Source organism: Jiangella rhizosphaerae (genome assembly GCF_003579925.1).
In the GTDB taxonomy this organism is placed as follows: domain Bacteria; phylum Actinomycetota; class Actinomycetes; order Jiangellales; family Jiangellaceae; genus Jiangella; species Jiangella rhizosphaerae.
Genome location: NZ_QUAL01000261.1, coordinates 1 through 2,017, shown reverse-complemented (window position 1 = coordinate 2,017; position 2,017 = coordinate 1). Strand labels below are relative to the sequence as shown.

General features: G+C 72.5%; 1 protein-coding gene. It reads right to left on the bottom strand.

The genetic code is table 11. The features are described 5' to 3' along the window. Positions 1-2,017 (bottom strand): immunoglobulin domain-containing protein (locus tag DY240_RS32320; RefSeq protein WP_199702135.1); only part of this gene is annotated, 2,017 nt, incomplete at both ends.

The following is a 2,017-nucleotide window of genomic DNA, read 5'->3' as shown; positions in this document are numbered from 1 at the left end:
TGCTCGGCGAACGACCCGAACACCACATACGCACCCGCCGGGACACCAGCCGGGATCGGCGGACGGTTCCCCTCCGGCGCGACATTGCCCGCAGGGTCGAAGCCCTCGCCCTTCACGACGACGGTGTCGCCATAGGCCAGCTCCGCCTCCGCCACCGGCGTCACCCCGTCCGCCGCGAACACCTCGATGGAGGGCTCCCAGACCGGCTCGCCGCCGGAGAACGGGAGCGCCACCTGCGCGTCGTGGCTGTGGTCGCCCGGCGTGGTGCTGAACGTGACGAAGACGTAGTCCTTCGCCGGGTCGATCTTGCCGGGGCCGACGTACAGTCCGGCGTCGACGAACCCGTCGGTGAAGTTGACCGACTGCAGGTGCGACCACGCGACCGCTGCGGTCTCGTAGTCGAACGTGTCGTCGCGGGCGGCCCAGACGTCGGCCTCGACGACGGCCATGATGGTGTCGCCGGTCGGCACCGGGTAGCCGCCGCCCAGCGCCTGGACGACCAACCACTCGTCGTCCGGGTCGAGCATCGTGCCCTCGGGAAGCACCAGCGTCGGCGCGGTCGGCGCCGGCAGCACCGTCAGCCGCGCCGTCTCGGTGACGACGTCCGCGCCGCGGCCGTTGCTGCCGGCCGCCCGGACCAGCAGCCCGTCCTGCTCGGCGGTGACGCCGGTCAGCTCCAGCGACGGCAGCCGGCCGGCCTCGCCGTGGTCGGTCCACGTCGCGCCGCCGTCGACGCTGGTCTGCCACTGGTACGTGGGCGGCGGCCACCCGGCGATGTCGGCCGCGAACTGCGCCCGGTACCCCGCGAACGTGGTGACGTCCTGCGGCGAGGACCAGACAGCCGGCGCCGCCGCGTCCTGGACCTGCACTCCGGCCGCGTCCGAGGTGGCCGAGGTCGTGCTGTTCGTGACGACCACACGCACGTAGGTCCCGGTGTCCGCCGGCGTCACGGCCGGGAGCGTCAGCGTCGCGCCGGTGGCGCCGTCGACGTTCACCCACTCGGTCGCGCCGGGAGCGCGCCGCTGCCACTGGTAGGTCACGGGCTCGGCGCTCTCGGCGACGACGGTGAAGGTGGCGTCCTCGCCGGTGACGGCCTGCGCCCACTGCGGCTGCCCGCTGATCGTGATCGGATGGACGTCCACGAACTCCGGCACGCCGCCGTCGAGGTCGAGCAGCACCGGCAGCGGCGGCTTGTTCGGGTCCGCGCTCAGGCCGCTGGTGTGCCAGTACGACGACAGCCCGGTGCGGTAGTGGAAGTCGACGATCGGGGTCGGCCAGGAGCCCCAGGCCGGGTCGGCCGCCTTCGCCTCGTCCGGGATCGCCGACGTCTCCCGCCGGCCCGACGCCGGGTCGGTGGGGTCGTTGAGCGGGAAGTAGTCGACGCCCCGGTAGACCGGCGTGCCGGTGATGGCGCCGTCGACGACGGCGACGCCGGACAGCTCCAGGATCGTCACGTCCTGCTCGGGCTCGAGCGGCTCCTTGACCGTCGGGTCCTCCATCGACGACGCGAAGCCGCCGACCTCCGCGGTGATGGCGCCGTGGCCCTCGCCGTCGACCGTCAGCACCGGGTCCTTGACGTACCACGGCACCATGCCGCCGTAGGAGTAGATGGTGAACGCGCCGGTCCAGGCGATGCTGCCGGCGCCGGTCGCATCCAGCTCGCCGGTGCCGTTCGTGAACAGCGCACGCTGGTTGATCATGTCGTCGGCCAGCGGGAAGCAACGGTTCTCCGCCGTCACCGCGGTGGCCCGGCCGTCGGCCAGCCGCTTGAGCAGGTACACGTCGCCGTCCTGGACCTTGTAGCTGGCCTCGGTGCCGTCGGCGATGCCGGCGACGAAGAAGCTGCAGCCGCCCGCGGGCGACCCGTACTGCGAGACCAGGTTGATGCCCCACTCGAACGTGGCGTTCGTGACCTCGACCGGCTCCTCGGCCGAGTCGTCGGTGACGGTGAGCGGGACGGACAGCTCCTGATCGGCGTTGACGGTGCCGCCCGCGGCGTACGTGTAGATGCCGAGCG